Origin of the sequence: Microbispora rosea (assembly GCF_900156315.1) — a bacterium.
Lineage (GTDB): Bacteria > Actinomycetota > Actinomycetes > Streptosporangiales > Streptosporangiaceae > Microbispora > Microbispora rosea.
Map to the genome: position 1 here is coordinate 215,087 of NZ_FTNI01000006.1, position 16,183 is coordinate 231,269.

A 16,183-nucleotide genomic window follows, 5' to 3' on the forward strand; every position below is an offset into this window, starting at 1 on the left:
GGCAGGCTTGGCACAATGGCTGCGGCACCGTCCGGCAGGGACGCGAAGGCGAGGGGGATGGCATGAGCCCGCTGATCAGTCCTGAGGAGCTCGCCGCGATCGGCGACGCCGCGATCCTCGACGTCCGCTGGCGGCTGGGCGGGCCGCCCGGCGCCGAGGCGTACCGCGAGGGCCACATCCCCGGCGCGGTCTTCTGCGACCTCAACGCCGACCTCGCCGCCCCCGCCGGGCCCGCCGGACGGCATCCGCTGCCCGCGCCCGAGGCGTTCCAGGAGGCGATGCGCCGTCTGGGAGTGTCCGAAGGCCGGCCGGTGGTCGTCTACGACGAGGCCGACTCGACGGCGGCGGCCAGGGCCTGGTGGACGCTGCGCTACTTCGGCCACGGCGACGTGCGCGTGCTCGACGGCGGGCTGCGGGCCTGGACCCGGGCCGGGCTTGCGTTGACCAAGGACGAGGGTGCCGTCCCGCCGGGCGACTTCACCGCGCGGCCGGGCGGGATGCCGGTGCTCGACGCCGATCAGGCCGCCGCGCTGGCCTCCGACGGCGTGCTGCTCGACGCCAGGGCGGCCGAGCGCTACCGGGGCGAGGTGGAGCCGCTCGACCCGGTCGCCGGGCACGTCCCCGGTGCGATCAGCGCCCCGACCTTCGAGAACGTCGAACCCGGCGGCCGGTTCCACGCCAGGGAGTTCCTGCGCGAGCGCTTCAACAGCCTCGGGGCGGTCGAGGGTGTGCCCGTCGGCGCGTACTGCGGGTCGGGGGTCACGGCCGCCCACGAGGTGCTCGCACTGGAGATCGCCGGGCTGCCGGCGGCCCTGTACGTCGGCTCGTGGTCCAACTGGGTCGCCGACCCCGGCAGGCCGGTCGCGACCGGCTGACCCCGGCGCTCGGTCCGCGTTCGGTGCCGGCGTTCGGTCCGTGCTCGGTCCCGGCGGTGGGCTCGGGCGGTGGACTCGGGCGGTGGGCTCGGGTGTTAGGCCGTCAGCCCGCGGCGAAGGGCTCGTCGCCGGCGCCGAAGCAGACGAAGCCCGGCACGGCCGTCTTCTCGGCGGCCCGGGCCAGCGCCTCGGCGGGGGAGCGGCCCTCGGCCAGCAGGGTGTGGAAGAGCGTCATGAGCGCCGGCGCCTCGTCGTCGCGCACCGGCACCACACCGGCCACCACGCACGCGGCGTCCCCGTTGCGGGCGGCGCTGTCGAGGAAGGCCCCGGCGAGGCCCAGCGCCGCGCCGTCCACCGGGGCGTGGGCCATCCCGGCGTCGCAGGCCGACAGCACGACGAGCCGGGGGATCCGCCGCGCGGCCAGCAGGTCGTAGGCCATGAGCGGCCCGTCATCGAGCGTGATCTGCGACAGCATGGGCCCGCGGGGGCTGAACATCCCGTGGGCGGCGACGTGGAGCACGTCGGCCCGCTCGATCGCGCGGAGCACTTCCGTCCTGGTGGCGCCGACGCGCCGCCCCCGCGCGTGCGCGGCGGCGACCATGTCGGCCTCGGCCGCGGCGTGGTCGAGACCCGGCCCGGCGAGCGACAGCACCAGTGGGGCGCCGGCCGAGCCCCGGCGCGGGGCGAGCCACGCGGTGGCGTCGGCCGCCACCGACACGGGCCGGCCGCGCAGCGAGGGAAGCAGCGGCCAGGGCAGCGTGCACAACGCTCCGGTGGGCACGACCGTCACCGGGCCGCCGGGCGTGCTCCCCGCCGACGTCAAGGTGCCGGGACCGGACAGGAGAACATGGTCGAGCGCGCACAGTTCGCGGGCGATCCCCTCGTCCACCGCCCCGGAAAGGGCGTCCGCGCCGGGCGAAGTGTCGCGCAGGGTTTCGGGCGCTGTGACGTGTCCAGGGTCTCGCAGGGTGTCGCGCGAGGTGTCTCGCAGTGTGTCGAGCATGGCGCGGCGGCGCAGGCCGTACCTGATCCGCACGGTCGCCTCCACCGCCGCCTGGTAGCTGCCGAGGGACCGCAGCGCGCATCCCCTAGCCCCGGCCGTGACGGCGAACAGATCGTCGCCGCGCCGCACGAACTCTACGAGCAGCCCGGAACCGGCGGGCGGGACACCGGGCGGCGCCGACGCGGGAGCCGGGGCGCCGCGCACGACCGCCCGCCACCGCTCGGCCCAGTCGAGCACCGTTCGCGCGTCGCCCGTCCGCCGGGCCCGGTCGAGGGCGATCTCCAGGCCGAGCGCGGCGAGATCTTCGGCCGGCCGTGCCGCGTGCACCCGCAGCTCCGCGTCCTGTGCCGCGTCTCGTGCCGTGTCCTGTGCCATGTCGCGTGCCGCGCCGCGCTCGCGTGGACCGGCGTCGCCGTCGCGCCGATTGGCGTCGCCGCCGGGGGCGTGCACGGCCTCGATCCCCCGGGCCGCGGCCTCCAAGGCCCGATCGAGGTCTCCGTCCAACCGGTGCCGCATCGCTACCGCGTGCCACCGTACGAGCGGGCGGGTGGCGGCGGCGGCGCGGTCGAGCTGCGTGCGGGCGTGCGTGATCGCGCCCAGCCGTACGGCCGCCGCCGCGGCGGTGAGCCGCAGCGCGGCCGAGGCCCCTGGCCACCCGCACGTCGCGAGCGCGTCGGCGCAGGTGATCAAATCCGTGACCAGGCTCTCGGCGCCCGCCGCCTCGTGCGCGGGTGCGGCCGGTGGAGTGGAGGCCTCCGCGAGGCGGGCGCGCAGTACGACCTCCCTGGCCAGGGGAAGCCAGGCCGTCCTGCCCTGCGCGTCCAGCTCCGCGAGCGCGGTGCGTGCCGTCGAGGCGGCCAGCGCGGCGTCCCCGGCGAGGAGCGCGGCCTGGGCGAGCAGCAGTCGCGCGCCGGGGACCGCTGCCTGCGCCCCGGCCGCCGCCAGTTCGGGGACGGCCTGTTCGAGCAGCGTGCGCGCCTCGCCGGTAAGGCGCGCGGCCAACAGCGCCTCGGCGAAGTCCGTGCGCATCACCGCGAGCCGTTCAGGGAAGCCGAACAGGGTGGTCTCGGCCGCCCGGTATCGCGCGAAGGCGGCGGCGATGTCACCGCGCCGGGCGGCCAGGAACGGCAGATTGCCCTCCGCCAGCATCGCGACGTGGTCCAGGCCGGCCGACCTCGCGACCCGGGCGCACTCCGCGAGATCGGCCTCGGCCTCGCCGTACCGCTCAAGGTAGGTGTGCGCGAGGCCACGGTTGAGCAGCCCGCCCGCCCGGAAGCGGGGGTCGTCGTCCAGCAGGCCGATCGCCCGGTCGCAGTGCCGTACGGCCTCCTCGTGCCGTCCCAGCAGGATCAGGGCGACCGACCGCTGCACGCCGAGCCTCGCGAGGTCCGCTCCCGAGAGATCCCGCTCGGCGAGCTCGGCGAGGCGCAGCCCACCCTCGGGGTCGCCGAGCTGGGCCCGCACCGTGACGAGCGACATCCGGGCCTGCGCCACCCGGCGCGGAAACTCGCGTCCCGCCGCGATCGCCTCCTCCAGCCGCTCCCCGGCGAGTTCGAGGTCGCCCAGCTCACGGGCCGCCAGCGCCGTGGCGCGCAACGCCACCGACGCCGCCTCGCCGTACGCGCCCGCGGGCCCCGGCCACCCGGCCAGGTCCAGTACGGCTCTCGCCTCCGCGAGGGCCAGCCGGGGGTCGGTCGCGGAGAGCCGCACGGCGGCCTCGGCCCTGTCGAGCAGATCCATGTCCAGCGGGTCCCCGGGAGAGGTCATAGGTGCACGTGGATCCAGCGGGTGAAGACCGGCGGATGGCCGGGCCGGTGGCAGACGACGCTCAGCCACCCGGGCGGCAGGCCGGCCACCGCGAAGTGGCCGCTGCCGGAGGGGATGCGGACCTTGGCGATGTGCGGGGTCCGCACCTCGATCCTGGCGTCGGGTCCGGGGACGGGGGACACCTGACCGGCCACCTCCATGCGCCCGCCGATGACGGCCGTCTCGACGTCGATGACCAGGCCGTCCGCGCTGAAGCGGCGGACGCCGGCCTGCGCGGCTCCGGTCTGCGCCGCTCTGGTCTGCGCTGTCTCGGTCTGCGCTGTCCCGGCCTCAACCGCCTCAGTCTGCGCCGCCCCAGTCTGCGCCGCCCCGGCCTCGGCGGAGGAGCGGGTCCCCGGTGGCACGGGCAGGTCGACCGGCCCGGCGGGCACGCCTCCGGGCACCCGCAGGCCGAAGACCGCCCGGGCGGCGGCCGACACGCCCTCCGGCACCGGATCGGCGCCCGCTCCCATGCGCAGGGCCGCCAGCAGGTATTCCTCCCTCAACGGGTCTCCTCCTCCTCGACGAGAGCGCGCAGGCGGGCCATGCAGCGGGCCCGGGTGGGGCCGATGCTGCCGATCGGAAGGTTGAGACGGACCGCTATCTGGGTGTAGCGCGCCTCGGGGTGGAGCACGTACAGGCGGATGAGCGACCGGCACGGCTCACCGAGCAGGTCGAGCCTGCGCCACACCTGCCTGCCGAAGTCCGCGTCCACCACCGCGGCCGTCGGGTCGGGCAGCGCCGTGTCCGGCACGTCCAGGTCGGAGACCACCTCCCCGCGTGCCCTGCGGCTGAGCCGGGCCGCCTCGTGCCGGGTCGTGGTGACGAGCCACGCGCCGATCCGTTCGGGGTCGCGGATCGTGCCCGCGCTCTCCACGAGCCGGAGCCACGCGCCCTGCACGGCGTCGGCCGCGTCGGCGGCGCTCAGCCCGAACGCCCGGGCGACCGCCCACATCCTGCCGTCGAATCGGGCGACCAGGTCCTCCCAGGTGGCCTGGTCGATGGTGGCGAAGGAGTTGTCTGTCGGCATCCGTCACTCTGCGCGCTCGGGGGGAAGCGTATGGTGACAAGAACCTTACCGATCCCCGCTCGTCACGACCACCCCGAGATCCGCTACCCGCCGGCCGCCGTCGAGCAGGCGCCGTACGGCCTCCGCCGGCGGAACCTCCCGGCACAGGCGGGCGAGCGCGCCGGTGACGACGGCGGCGGCGAACGAGGTGCCGCTCCAGGTGGCGTAGCCGCGGAAGTCGCCGTAACTGAGGAAGCTGCTGGTGAGCCCGACACCCGGGGCCCAGACGTCCACCCATGGGCCGTACGCGGAGAATCCGGCCCTGCCGTCGCCGTCGAGCGCGCCGACCGCGACCACACCGGGCAGGGCCGCGGGCCAGAAGGGACGCGACGACGCGGTGTTGCCCGCGCACGCGACGACGGCGGGGAAGCCCGCGAGCGCCTCGGCCAGCCCGAGGGGCGGCGCGTCGTCGAAGGTGGGGCCGCCGAAGGAGAGGTTCACCACGTCGGTCCTGCCGCCGCGCAGCACGGCGAGCGCGCGCAGCAGCGCCGCCTCGTCGCTCACGCCGTCGCTGTCGAGGAGGCGGAGGACGCGCAGCCGGACGCCGGGCGCGTGCCGCAGGATCAGTCCGGCCACGAACGTGCCGTGCCCCGCTTGCCGGTCGCGCACGCCGTCGCCGTCCGCGTCGGGCGTCTCGGCGATGTCGTCGTCGTACCACCGCGCCACCCACGGATGTGGCGCCAGGCCGGTGTCGAGGACCGCCGCGACGACCTCTCCCGGCTCGCCCGGCTCGTACGGCGGGGCCGCCGCGGGCGCGGGTGGCCCGCCGGGCCCGCCGAAGAACAGCGGCTGGCCGGACAGGACGTGGTTGGGGGAGGCGGCGTGCCCGCGGTCGCGGAGCGTGGCCGTCAGGTCGATCACGTCGGTGCCCGGCGGCAGCCGTACGCGGTGGACGCGGCCGGCGCCCGGAAGGGGCTCGGAGGCCAGGGCCCACCGGGCGACGGCGGTGGGAGAGGAGGTCAGGAGTTCGTCGGGCCGGATCAGAACGGGCCGTCCCGGAAGGGGTTCGACGAGCCGGCTGCGCATCGGGGGCCTTTCCGTGATGGTTACGGAACGTGTCCTTCCCGAATTGGTTGGTCGCCAAGCACCAATCGGTATGACCCCCCTCTGGTGCCAGACTGCGACGGACGGTAGTCTCTCCTACAGTCATTCAACCGTGATCATTCCAAGTGTGAGGCCGTTGGGGAAGGCGCACCTCATGCGAATTGGGAGGTCCGGTGGCTGCTGCTCGTGGCGTCCTGTACGTCCACTCGGCTCAGCCTGCGCTGTGCCCGCACATCGAGTGGGCCGTCGCAGGCGTTCTTGGCGTTCCCGTCGACCTGACGTGGACCGCCCAGCCCGCCGCGCCCGGGACCTTGCGGGCCCAGGCCGAGTGGGAGGGGCGTCCCGGCACGGCCGCGGCGATCACGTCCTCACTCATGGGCTGGCAGCGCATCCGGTTCGAGATAACCGAGGACGCCTCGCCGGGTGTCGACGGCTCCCGGCACGCCTACACGCCGACGCTGGGTGCCTTCACGGCGGTCGTCGGCGCGAACGGGGACATCCTGGTCCCCGAGGACCGGCTACGCAACGTGATGCTGATGGCCGCCCAGGGCCGGGTCGTCCTTGAGGACGAGCTCGACCGTCTGCTCGGCAAGCAGTGGGACGAGGAGCTGGAGTCGTTCCGGTACGCGGGCGAGGGCGCGCCCGTGCGCTGGCTGCACGCGGCCGTCTGATCCTGCGCCACGGCGGCCTGTTTCGCCCCGCCCGGCCCCGCATGGAGGCCGGGCGACGCCGGCTCAGGCGAGCCCGTCCAGCAGGGCGATGTCCTCGGGAGACAGTCGCAGCCGGGCCGCGGCCATGTTCTCCTCCAGGTGCGCGAGCGAGGACGTGCCGGGAATGGCCAGGGTGACGGGGGAACTGCCGAGCAGCCAGGCGAGCGCCACCTGGGCGCGGGTCGCGCCGTATCGTCCGGCGACCTCGTCGAGCGCGGCGAACTGCCCGGCCGAGGGGGCCATGCCGGGCGGGGCCTGCGACAGGTCGAGCCCGGGCCGGAGCATGCCGGCGGCGAGCGGGAAGTAGGAGGTGAACGCGATGCCCGCCTCCTCGCACGCGGCCAGGACCTCCGCGCCCGACCGGTCGAACAGGTGGAACCGGTTCTGCACCGCGGCCACGGGCGCGATCGCGCGCGCCTCGGCCAGTTGCCCCGTCGTCACGCCGCTGAGTCCGAGCGCCCGGATCAGCCCGCGTTCGCGGAGCTCGGCGAGGGCCCCGAAGGACTCGGCGAAGGGCGCCTCGCCGGGGAACAGCAGCCCGTCGCCGCCCACCCGCAGATAGACGAGGTCGAGCCGGGCCCGGCCGAGCCGCGTCAGGTTCTCCTCGACCTGCTCGCGCAGCCGCTCCGGCTCCGCGGCGGCCTCGAAGCCGTGCCACTCGTCGCGGACCACGCCGACCTTGGTGGCGATGACCAGGCCGTCCGGATAGGGGTGCAGAGCCTCCTTGATCAGGTCGTTGGCCACATGCGGGCCGTAGAAGTCGCTGGTGTCGATATGGGTGACGCCGAATTCCACGGCCCGGCGCAGCACGGCGAGCGCGGCGGCGTGGTCCCGCGGCGGGCCCCACACCCCCGGACCCGGCAGTTGCATCGCCCCATACCCCAGCCTCCCGACGGCCAGGCCGTCCGCGAGTCGAAGGACATCGCCGGTGGAACCGATGGGAACAGTCATTCACGCCTCCTCATGCCCGCCGCGGCCTGGTCGCCGCGACTGCGGGAGAGGCGAGCCTGGATCGACGCCGTGGTGATCGCACCCTCGGGATCGCGGTCGAGCTTGCGCCGGCGCACCAGATCGTGCACGCCCTGACGGGTGATGCCGAGCATCGCCGCGGCGACCGAGACCGGCACCGCGGTCGCGGCGGGGTGCCCCGCGCGCCGGGCGACCGCCCGGCCCAGGGGCGTGGCCCACCACGCGGCCGGTGGGTCTAAGGGTGCGTCGCCCGGATACAGCGCGCTCACCAGCCGGATCGCGAGAAAGGCGGCGGCGCGGTCGTCCTCGCCGCACAGCACCTCCGCCCAGGCCCGGCTCTTCACCGTCAGGAGCTCGCGCAGTCGCGTGTCCTCGCCGGACAGCTCGTCCGGCTCGAAGAGGATCTCCAGCGCGCCGAGCACTCTGCCGCCGACGACCCGGCACAGATCCTCGGCCAGTTCGCGGCGCTCGTCCATGCCCGCCTCCCTTCTACTTGACGACAAGCATCAAGTACTTGTCGGTACACGTCAAGTAGTTAGCATCCGCTCTGGGAGAACGCGAAAGCGCCGGCCCCCGAACGCGGGGACCGGCGCTTGTCGTGTGTCGTCAGAGCGGGATGTTGCCGTGGGCACCCCGGGCCGGGGTGGCCTGGGCGAGCACCCGGGCGATCACGCCGCGCGTCTTGGCCGGCTCGATCACCTCGTCGATCACGCCGAGGTCGAGGGCGCGCTGGAGGCCGCCCGCCGTCTTCTCGTGCTCCTCGGCCAGCCGGGCCTCGAGGTCGGAGCGCTCCTCCTCCGGGGCGGCGGCCAGCTCGCGTCGCTTGAGGATGCGTACGGCGGCGACCGCGCCCATGACCGCCACCTGGATGTCCGGCCAGGCGAACACCCGGGTCGCGCCGAGCGAGCGGGAGTTCATCGCGATGTAGGCACCGCCGTACGCCTTGCGGGTGATCAGTGTGACGCGGGGCACGGACGCCTCGGCGAACGCGTGCAGCAGCTTCGCGCCGCGCCGTACGATCCCGTCGTGCTCCTGGCCGACGCCGGGGAGGTAGCCGGGCACGTCCACGAGCACCACCAGCGGCACCCCGAAGGCATCGCACATCCGGACAAACCGGGCGGCCTTCTCCGCGGAGGCGGAGTCGAGGCAGCCGCCGAGCCGCATGGGGTTGTTGGCGATGACGCCGACCGTGCGGCCGCCGAGCCGGCCCAGGGTGGTGACGATGTTCGGCGCCCACTTGGGGTGCAGCTCCACGCCGGGCTCGTCGAGCAGCCCGTTGACCAGCGGGTGCACGTCGTAGGCACGGCGGGGGTTGTCGGGGAGCAGGCTGCCGAACTCGACCTCGTCCACCTCGCCGCGCACCCGGCCCTGGTGGCCGAGCAGGCAGGCGAGCTGGCGGGCCCGCAGCATGGCCTCGGGCTCGTCCTTGGTGACGACGTGGACGACGCCGCTGCGCTTGCTGTGCGGCTCCGGACCGCCGAGCGAGGCCATGTCGGTCTCCTCGCCGGTCACGCTGCGCACGACGTCCGGCCCGGTCACGAAGATGCGGCCGTTGTCGGCGAGGATCACGATGTCGGTCAGGGCGGGGCCGTACGCGCCGCCGCCGGCCACCGGGCCGACCACGACGGAAATCTGGGGGACCAGGCCCGACGCCTTGGTCATGGCGGCGAACACCCGGCCGACCGCGTGCAGGGACTCCGCGCCCTCGGCGAGCCGCGCGCCGCCGGAGTGCCAGAGGCCGATGATCGGCACCCGCTCCCGCACGGCGACGTCGTAGGCGTGGACGATGTGCTCACAGCCCTCAGCGCCCATGGCGCCGCCCTGGACCCGGGCGTCGCTGCAGAACGCCACGACCGGCACGCCTTCGATGCGCCCGGCCACCGCCCGCACGCCGCTCTTGTCCTCGGGGGTGATCGGCCGGATCGAGCCCTCGTCCAGCAGGTGGCCCAGGCGCACCAGGGGGTCACGGGGGTCGACGGCGGCGGCGTCGGCGGCGTCGGCCACCGTCCTGCTGTCCAGCACTGTCATTCGAGACTCCCTTGTCAAACCGTCGTGAAGGCCACGGCGACGTTGTGTCCGCCGAACCCGAAGGAGTTGTTGATCGCGGCGAGCTGATCGCCCTCGAGCTTGCGGGGTTCGCCGCGTACGAGGTCGATTTCGATGCCGTCGGCCGGGTCGTCCAGGTTCGCGATGGCCGGCACGATCCGCTCGTGCAGGGCGAGAATGGTGAAGATCGACTCGATGCCGCCGGCGCCGCCGAGGAGGTGGCCGGTCATCGACTTGGTGGCGGTGACGATCGCGTGGTCGCCGATGGCGTCCTTGATCGCACGGGCCTCGATCTCGTCGCCGAGCGGGGTCGACGTGGCGTGGGCGTTGACGTGGACGACGTCCGACGGAGCGAGGTCCGCGTTCTTGAGGGCCCGGAGCATGGCCTCCGTGCCGCCCTTGCCGTCCGGGTCCAGCCCGGTGATGTGGTAGGCGTCGCTGGTGTAACCGGCTCCGGCGGCCACGGCGTAGATGCGGGCGCCGCGAGCCAGGGCGTGCTCCTCCGACTCCAGCACCACGATGCCCGCACCCTCGCCGAGCACGAAGCCGTCGCGGCCCTTGTCGAACGGGCGGGAGGCGCGCTCGGGCTCGTCGTTGCGGGTCGACATGGCCCGCGCCGCGGCGAACGACGCCACGTTCAGACCGTGGATCGCCGCCTCGGTGCCGCCGGCGACCACCATGTCGGCCCGGCCGGAGCGGATCATGTCGATGCCGTAGCCGATGGACTCGGCGCCGGTGGCGCAGGCGCTGACCGTGGCGTGCGCGCCGGCCTTGGCGCCCAACTCGATGCTGATCCAACCGGCCGAGCCGTTGGGCATGAGCATGGGCACGGTGAACGGCGACAGCCGGTTCCAGCCCTTCTCCCGGTAGAGGTCGTAGGCGGACAGGATCGTTCCGATGCCGCCGATGCCGCTGCCGACCACCACGCCCAGACGGTCGCCGTCCACTTCGGGGGCGCCCGCGTCCTGCCAGGCCTGCCTGGCGGCGATCAGGGCGAACTGCTCGGCGCGGTCGAGCCTCCTGGCCTCGGGCCGGGGAAGCACCTCGCCGGGGTCGACGGCCGCCACACCGGCGAACTTCACCGGCACGGTGTCGACCCAGTCCTCGGTGAGCGTGCGGATGCCCGACCGCCCCTCGAGGAGCGCCGACCAGGTCGATGCGACGTCTCCACCGAGGGGCGTCGTCGCGCCGAGCCCGGTGACTACGACACGTACCCGGTCCTTACTCACTTGTCTGCACTCCTCTTGGTATCGGGGCGTGAAAGGGGGCCGGACGCGCCCTGTCGCCTCGCCGGAGGCGGGACGGGCACGTCCGTGCGGCCGTCGAACTAGGCCTGGATGAAGCTGATGACGTCCTTGACGGTCTTGAGGTTCTTGAGCTGGTCGTCGGGGATCTCGACGCCGAACTCGTCCTGGGCCGCGACGGCGATCTCGACCATGGAGAGCGAGTCGATGTCCAGGTCGTCCACGAAGCTCTTCTCCGGGGTGACCTCGTCGGCCGAAATGCCGGTGATCTCGTTGATGATCTTGCCGAGGCCCGCGAGGATCTCCTGCTCGGTCAGTGCCATGTCGCGAATACTCCTTGGATTTACTGTCTTCCGGGTTTCCTGGGTTGCCCCAGCTCTGTACGGCAGGCCGTACAAGTTCCTCAGGGGATCTCGATCACCTGGGAGGCGTAGGTGAGGCCGGCGCCGAAGCCCAGCAGCAGCGCCAGGCCGCCCGACTGGACCTCGCCGCGCTCGATCATGCGCGAGAGCGCGAGCGGGATCGACGCGGCGGAGGTGTTGCCGGCGAGCACGATGTCCCTGGCGACGACCGCGTTGTCGGCGCCCAGCTTGCGCGCGATGGCCTCGACGATGCGCAGGTTCGCCTGGTGGGGGACGAAGGCGGCCAGGTCGGCGGGGTCCACGCCCGCACGCTCGCAGGCGAGCTTGGCCACCGGGTGAAGCGCGGTGGTGGCCCAGCGGAACACCGTCTGGCCTTCCTGATGGAGGAAGGACTGGCGGTCCTTGATCTGGATCGCCTCGGCCTTGTCGCCGGCGCTGCCCCATGCCACCGGGCCGATGCCGGGCTGGTCGGAGGGGCCCACGACCGCGGCGCCCGCGCCGTCGGCGAAGATCACGACGGTCGACCGGTCTTCGGGGTCGACCCACTGGGTGAGCTTCTCGCTGCCGACGACCAGCACGTTGGTCGCCGAACCCGACCGCACGGCGTCGGACGCGGCGGCCAGCGCGTAGCAGAAGCCGGCGCAGGCGGCGTTGAGGTCGAAGGCGCCGGGGGCGGTGATGCCGAGCCGGTGGGCGACGCGGCCCGCGGCGTTGGGGATGGGCGCCTCGATCGTGCAGGTCGCCACGATCACCAGGTCGATGTCGTCGCTGGACAGGCCGCTGGCCGCCAGGGCCTTGCCGCCCGCCTGCACCGCGAGGTCGATCTCCGACTCCTGCGGGCCCGCCACGCGGCGTTCCTTGATGCCGACGCGGCTCTGGATCCACTCGTCGTTGGTGTCGATCCGGGCGGCGAGGTCGTCGTTGGTCACGACCTGGGCGGGCTGGTATCCGCCGAACGCGAGAATCCTCGCCGCGGGGGCGCCTTGGCCGAGCCTCACTGCAGCACCTCCCGGGCGGTGTCCAGGTCGTCAGGGGTCTTGAGCGCGACGGTCTTCACTCCGGGCAGGGCCCGCCGGGCCAGGCCCGTCAGCGTGCCGCCGGGCAGCAACTCGATCATGGCGGTGACGCCGCGCTCGGCCATCGTCGCCATGCAGGAGTCCCAGCGGACCGGGTTGGCCACCTGGTTCACCAGCCGGTCGAGGAACTCGCCTCCTCCGGAGACGGCCGCGCCGTCGGAGTTGGACAGCAGCGTGACCGACGGGTCCGCGGGGGCGAGAGCCTCGGCCTCCGCGCGCAGGTGGTCGACGGCGGGGGCCATGTGGACGGTGTGGAAGGCTCCGGCGACCGCCAGCGGGCGCACCCGCGCCTTCTCCGGCGGCTCGGCCGCGAAGGCCTCCAGCTGTTCCCGCGTGCCGCCCGCGACGATCTGGCCCGCGCCGTTCATGTTGGCGGGGGTCAGCCCGTGCTTGGAGATCGCGGCGAGGACGTCCTCCTCCGCGCCGCCGAGCACCGCGCTCATGCCGGTCTCGGTGACGGCGGCGGCCTTGGCCATCGCCCGGCCGCGCTCGCGCACCAGGGCGAGGGCCTGCTCGGGGGTCAGCACCCCGGCGATGGCGGCGGCGGCGAGCTCGCCCACACTGTGTCCCGCGACCATGCCGGGCCGGACCCCGAGCGTCTCGAACGACGCCAGGGCGGCCGCCACGAGCAGGGGCTGGGCCACAGCGGTGTCGCGGATCTCGTCGGCGCCTGCGGTCGTCCCGTACGCCACGAGATCGAGCTCCACGATCTCCGACCACGCGGAGATCCGCTCGCGGAACTCGGGTATCTCGAGCCACGGACTGAGGAATCCTGGGGTTTGGGCGCCTTGGCCCGGAGCGACGATGACGAGCACGTACTCAACCCTGCCCTGTAGAGGTTCACCACACTGATGGAGATCCGAACGAACTTTGTGGCCGCCGCGTTGTGGGGTACCTACAGTTTCGGTGTCGAGCTGATTAAGGCACCCGGCTCAGGTTACGGACAGGCGTCCGAGTATGAGACCCACCTGGAGGGTGAATGCGGACCGCCCCTCCGTGGGCTGGTACCCGGTCAGTTCCGTGATCTTACGTAGACGGTACCGCACGGTGTTGGGATGGACGAACAGCAGCCGGGCCGTCGCCTCAAGGGAGGTCCCCTGCTCCAGATATGTCGCGAGCGTGTCGAGCAGCGGGGTTCCGGCGAGCGGCTTGTAGACGTTCTCCACCAGCTGGGCCCTGGCGTCCTCGTCGCCGTCCAGCGCGCGCTCGGCGAGCAGGTCCTCGGCGAGGACCGGGCGCGGGGCGTCGGGCCAGCCGGCGGCGGCGCGCAAGCCGGCGATGGCGGCCCGGGCCGAGCTGGCCGCCGCGTGCAGGTCGGGCACCTCCGGCCCGATCACGACGGGCCCGGGGCCGAAGCGCGCCACCACGCCGCGCGCCGCGTCCTTGACGCCGTCCGCGCCGCCGACGATGACGATGAGCCGGTCGCCCTGTACCCCGGCGAGCAGCTCGTGGCCGAGGCGCCGCCCCTTGTCGCGCAGCCCGTCGATGACGCTCTGCGGGTCCTCGTCGGGGGCGCACCCGGCGAAGACGACGACCGGCGCGGAGGTCCAGCCGAGCGCGGCGGCCCACGAGTGCAGCCCGTCGTCGACCTGGCCGCGCACCAGCGCGTCCACGATCAGCGCCTCCAGCCGCGCGTCCCACGAGCCGCGCGCCTCGGCCTCCCTGGCGTACACCTGGGCGGCGGCGAAGGCGACGTCGCGCGTGTAACGCAGCATCGCGTGCCGCAGCAGCTCCGCGCCGCCGGGCGCGGCCAGCTCCTCGACCTGGGCCTCGACGACCTCGACGACGATGCGGACCAGGTCGACCGTCTGCTGGAGCGACACGCTGCGCTTGAGCTCGCGCGGCGCGGTGCCGAAGAACTCGATGCTCGGCGTCGGCCGCCCCTCGCCCGCGTGGCCGAACCACTCGACGAAGGCCGCGATACCGGCCTGCGCCACCAGGCCGACCCACGATCTGTCCTCGGCCGACAGCGCGCGATACCAGGCCAGCCGCTCCTCCATCCGGGCCATGGCGGCCGTCCCGAGGCTGCCCATGGCCCGGTCGAGCCGCCGCGCCGTATCCTCCCGGATCCTGTCGTCCTCCCGGGTTCCGGCGTCCTCCCAGGTCCCGGCGCCCTCCCGGACCCCGTCGCTCATCGGCACACCGTCTCCGGCCACCCGGACGACGTCGTCGCTCTGCCCGTCCGTACGCACCTGTCCGCCGTTCCACGCGCCCCGCTCGCTCACGCCCTCTAGCGTGCCAGGTCATGCCGTTGATCGTGCCGTACGGGGGTGTGGACGGCGTCTCCGCAGGTCGGAGCCGCGGCTCGCGGCCTCAGGCGCCGATGCGGTGCAGGACGACGATGTCGTCCCTGTCGAGGCGCAGCTCGTAGCCCTCGGTCAGGTAGCTGTCCACCACGCCGCGCAGGTCGTTGTTGACCGAGGCCACGATCCAGGGCGTGCCGCGCTTCTGGTAATCCCACCACAGCACGGTCGTCCGGCCGGACAGCCGTGCGCCGAAGTCGTCGGTCGCCTCCACCACCACGCCGTCGGGGACCATGCTCATGGCCTGCTCCCTGGCCTCCGTGCGGGGGTCGGGGTGGTAGAAGTCCGGGCTCATCAGGTTGTCGAACGGCCGGTAGGGGACCGTGGTGACCGCGACCGCGAAGACCGCGGCGGCGTAGGCCAGCCGCAGGCCGTGTCCGGGACGTGGCACCCCGCGCCGCTCCAGCCAGCGGATGAGCCGGGCGGCGCCGTCCACCCCGGCCATCAGCAGGATCACCACCACGAACGCGTCGTAGTGCCAGCCGGTCGACCACCAGTTGTCGGAGTCGGCGAGCAGCCGCTCCAGGATCAGCGGCAGCGCCGCCAGGAACAGCGGGGACAGCAGGCACACGAACAGCGCCGGCCACAGCAGCAGGCCCCAGGTGTCCCACTTCGAGTGGTCGTCGAAGAGCATGGCCACGAACTGGTGCGGGTGCGTGACGGCGCTCCACACCATCTGCGGCAGGTCCGCGCCGAGCTTGGAGTAGCGCGTGTAGTACGCCGGGTTGCCCCCCGCCAGGGGGATCACGAACTTGCGCACCACCTCGAACACGGCCACGCCGGTGAACACCAGCCCGGCGCCGAGCCTGCGCTGCCCGGTGAAGAACAGCCAGACGCCGAGGCCCGCCACCATGAGGCCCAGGTCCTCCTTGGTGAGCAGCAGGCCGAGCACCGCGAGCAGCCCGGGCAGTCGCCGCCCTGCGTGCAGCCGCTCGACGGCGATCGCGCTCAGCAGCGGCACGAAGGCCACCTCGTGGAACTCCACCGCCGTCGCCTGCGCGATGGGCCAGGAGATCGCGTACGCCACGGAGACGAGGTAGGCGTGCGGCGTGCCCAGCACGCGGCGGGTGAACATCCACACGAACGGGATCGCCAGGGCGAACAGCACGGCCTGCGCGACGAGCAGCGTCTCGGGCCCGTCGTGGAGCCAGTAGAGGGGCGCCAGCACGGCCAGGATCGGCGAGAAGTGGTCGGCGAGCTGCATGTAGTCCATGCCGAAGCCGCCGGTGACTCCGCGCAGCGGCACGGTGGGCGCCGAGAAGTGCGAGTATCCGCGCACCGCCTGGTCGAAGATGACCAGGTCGTAGGTGGCCACCTGGAAGTGGGCGAACCTGAGCAGTGAAAGAGTCCAGTTCAGGGCCGACGACAGCGCGCAGAGCACGGACAGCGCGATCAGGTGCCGGTGGGACCTCAGGAACCGCGCGGCGGGGCCTCGCGCGTCCGCCTCGCCGGTCGGCCGCTCCTGCGGTTCGGCGGCGGCCGTGGCGGCGGCGGTGTCCGCGGGCTCCGCCTCGCCGCTCGGCCTGGTGCCTGCGGCGTCTCCGGGCTCCGCGACGGCCGTTCCGTCCACGGCGGCTGCCTCCAGGGTGTCGTCGGGGTCGTTGCCTTTCCGGGGCGGCTCCTCCGCCGGTTGCCCGGACGTCGTGGTCCCCGTGATCACGAGGAGGAGAGTAGGC

The 16,183-nt window shown here is 73.7% G+C and carries 15 protein-coding genes; 2 read left to right on the plus strand and 13 right to left on the minus strand.

Going from position 1 to position 16,183, the window contains the following annotated elements; translation table 11 throughout:
- The first annotated feature begins 62 nt into the window (after positions 1-62).
- Positions 63-875, plus strand: coding sequence for a sulfurtransferase (locus BXA11_RS11370; protein WP_076434465.1), 813 nt, complete (start codon positions 63-65; stop codon positions 873-875).
- Positions 876-978: 103 nt separating this feature from the next.
- Here the strand turns inward: BXA11_RS11370 and BXA11_RS11375 are convergent, their stop codons facing one another.
- The 4 genes from BXA11_RS11375 to BXA11_RS11390 are packed head-to-tail and all read right to left on the minus strand — an operon-like array spanning position 979 to position 5,779.
- Positions 979-3,645: a CHAT domain-containing protein gene (locus tag BXA11_RS11375; RefSeq protein ID WP_076434466.1), complete on the minus strand. Its 2,667-nt coding sequence runs from the start codon at positions 3,643-3,645 to the stop codon at positions 979-981.
- Entirely contained in the window at positions 3,642-4,190 is a 549-nt protein-coding gene (locus BXA11_RS11380; protein WP_083744149.1) for a hypothetical protein, read from the minus strand. Before BXA11_RS11380 ends, BXA11_RS11375 begins: the two co-directional genes overlap by 4 nt.
- Entirely contained in the window at positions 4,187-4,714 is a 528-nt protein-coding gene (locus BXA11_RS11385; RefSeq protein WP_030505683.1) for an RNA polymerase sigma factor, read from the minus strand. Before BXA11_RS11385 ends, BXA11_RS11380 begins: the two co-directional genes overlap by 4 nt.
- Before the next feature lie 45 nt (positions 4,715-4,759).
- Positions 4,760-5,779, minus strand: a complete 1,020-nt coding sequence (locus BXA11_RS11390) for a S8 family peptidase (protein WP_076434467.1) — start codon at positions 5,777-5,779, stop codon at positions 4,760-4,762.
- Positions 5,780-5,970: 191 nt separating this feature from the next.
- Here BXA11_RS11390 and BXA11_RS11395 point away from each other — a divergent pair, with 191 nt between their 5' ends.
- Entirely contained in the window at positions 5,971-6,468 is a 498-nt protein-coding gene (locus BXA11_RS11395) for a DUF3145 domain-containing protein (protein WP_036404524.1), read from the plus strand.
- 63 nt (positions 6,469-6,531) lie between these two features.
- Here BXA11_RS11395 and BXA11_RS11400 read toward each other — a convergent pair whose 3' ends face one another.
- The 9 genes from BXA11_RS11400 to BXA11_RS11440 all read right to left on the minus strand — a co-directional run bounded on the left by BXA11_RS11400 (position 6,532) and on the right by BXA11_RS11440 (position 16,167).
- The gene (locus BXA11_RS11400; RefSeq protein ID WP_076434468.1) at positions 6,532-7,458 is read right to left on the minus strand and encodes an oxidoreductase; all 927 of its coding nucleotides are present in this window, start codon (positions 7,456-7,458) and stop codon (positions 6,532-6,534) included.
- Positions 7,455-7,952 carry a hypothetical protein gene (locus BXA11_RS11405; RefSeq protein ID WP_076434469.1) on the minus strand — a complete coding sequence of 166 codons (498 nt, stop codon included), beginning with the start codon at positions 7,950-7,952 and terminating at the stop codon, positions 7,455-7,457. The genes BXA11_RS11400 and BXA11_RS11405 overlap by 4 nt, the downstream gene beginning before the upstream one ends.
- Before the next feature lie 130 nt (positions 7,953-8,082).
- Positions 8,083-9,504 carry an acyl-CoA carboxylase subunit beta gene (locus BXA11_RS11410; protein WP_076434470.1) on the minus strand — a complete coding sequence of 474 codons (1,422 nt, stop codon included), beginning with the start codon at positions 9,502-9,504 and terminating at the stop codon, positions 8,083-8,085.
- Between the two features lie 14 nt (positions 9,505-9,518).
- The gene (gene fabF, locus BXA11_RS11415) at positions 9,519-10,751 is read right to left on the minus strand and encodes a beta-ketoacyl-ACP synthase II (RefSeq protein WP_076434471.1); all 1,233 of its coding nucleotides are present in this window, start codon (positions 10,749-10,751) and stop codon (positions 9,519-9,521) included.
- Between the two features lie 98 nt (positions 10,752-10,849).
- Positions 10,850-11,089, minus strand: a complete 240-nt coding sequence (locus BXA11_RS11420; RefSeq protein ID WP_030505676.1) for an acyl carrier protein — start codon at positions 11,087-11,089, stop codon at positions 10,850-10,852.
- Positions 11,090-11,169: 80 nt separating this feature from the next.
- Positions 11,170-12,126: a beta-ketoacyl-ACP synthase III gene (locus tag BXA11_RS11425; RefSeq protein WP_076434472.1), complete on the minus strand. Its 957-nt coding sequence runs from the start codon at positions 12,124-12,126 to the stop codon at positions 11,170-11,172.
- Positions 12,123-13,019, minus strand: a complete 897-nt coding sequence (locus BXA11_RS11430; RefSeq protein WP_076434473.1) for an ACP S-malonyltransferase — start codon at positions 13,017-13,019, stop codon at positions 12,123-12,125. Before BXA11_RS11430 ends, BXA11_RS11425 begins: the two co-directional genes overlap by 4 nt.
- 117 nt (positions 13,020-13,136) lie before the next feature.
- On the minus strand, positions 13,137-14,339 hold the full coding sequence (locus tag BXA11_RS11435; protein WP_030505673.1) for a PucR family transcriptional regulator: 1,203 nt from the start codon (positions 14,337-14,339) through the stop codon (positions 13,137-13,139).
- A gap of 178 nt (positions 14,340-14,517) precedes the next feature.
- Positions 14,518-16,167 carry a DUF2079 domain-containing protein gene (locus tag BXA11_RS11440; RefSeq protein WP_143734198.1) on the minus strand — a complete coding sequence of 550 codons (1,650 nt, stop codon included), beginning with the start codon at positions 16,165-16,167 and terminating at the stop codon, positions 14,518-14,520.
- Between the last annotated feature and the right edge of the window lie 16 nt (positions 16,168-16,183).

Coding starts and splice junctions, on each gene's coding strand:
- BXA11_RS11410 (WP_076434470.1), bottom strand. CDS start 9,504: ATGACAGTGCTGGACAGCAGGACGGTGGCCGACGCCGCCGACGCCGCC.
- BXA11_RS11435 (WP_030505673.1), bottom strand. CDS start 14,339: ATGAGCGACGGGGTCCGGGAGGGCGCCGGGACCTGGGAGGACGCCGGA.
- BXA11_RS11375 (WP_076434466.1), bottom strand. CDS start 3,645: ATGACCTCTCCCGGGGACCCGCTGGACATGGATCTGCTCGACAGGGCC.
- BXA11_RS11400 (WP_076434468.1), bottom strand. CDS start 7,458: ATGACTGTTCCCATCGGTTCCACCGGCGATGTCCTTCGACTCGCGGAC.
- BXA11_RS11370 (WP_076434465.1), top strand. CDS start 63: ATGAGCCCGCTGATCAGTCCTGAGGAGCTCGCCGCGATCGGCGACGCC.
- BXA11_RS11405 (WP_076434469.1), bottom strand. CDS start 7,952: ATGGACGAGCGCCGCGAACTGGCCGAGGATCTGTGCCGGGTCGTCGGC.
- BXA11_RS11420 (WP_030505676.1), bottom strand. CDS start 11,089: ATGGCACTGACCGAGCAGGAGATCCTCGCGGGCCTCGGCAAGATCATC.
- BXA11_RS11385 (WP_030505683.1), bottom strand. CDS start 4,714: ATGCCGACAGACAACTCCTTCGCCACCATCGACCAGGCCACCTGGGAG.
- BXA11_RS11390 (WP_076434467.1), bottom strand. CDS start 5,779: ATGCGCAGCCGGCTCGTCGAACCCCTTCCGGGACGGCCCGTTCTGATC.